The following is a 301-nucleotide window of genomic DNA, read 5'->3' as shown; positions in this document are numbered from 1 at the left end:
GGAACTGGTCACCGGCAGTGAGCCGCTGCCGCTGCTGGTGGAACGCGAGCGGGCCCTGTACGGCGCCTGGTACGAGTTCTTCCCCCGCTCCGAGGGCACGCCACAGCAGCCGCACGGCACCTTCGACACCGCCGCCCGCCGCCTCCCGGCGATCGCCGCGATGGGCTTCGACGTCGTCTACCTCCCGCCCATCCACCCCATTGGCACCACCCACCGCAAGGGCCCCAACAACACCCTGAACGCCGGCCCCGACGACGTCGGCGTGCCCTGGGCGATCGGCTCCCCCGAGGGCGGCCACGAC

At 73.1% G+C, this 301-nt stretch carries 1 pseudogene; it reads left to right on the top strand.

The window, feature by feature from the left end:
* Positions 1 to 301: pseudogene (locus tag IH50_RS38530) on the top strand (alpha-1,4-glucan--maltose-1-phosphate maltosyltransferase); the annotation flags it as partial.

The organism is Streptomyces sp. NRRL S-37 (assembly GCF_000721605.1).
Lineage (GTDB): Bacteria > Actinomycetota > Actinomycetes > Streptomycetales > Streptomycetaceae > Streptomyces.
The sequence above is the reverse complement of the archived record's forward strand: the minus strand, read 5'-3'. Positions and strand labels throughout refer to the sequence as shown.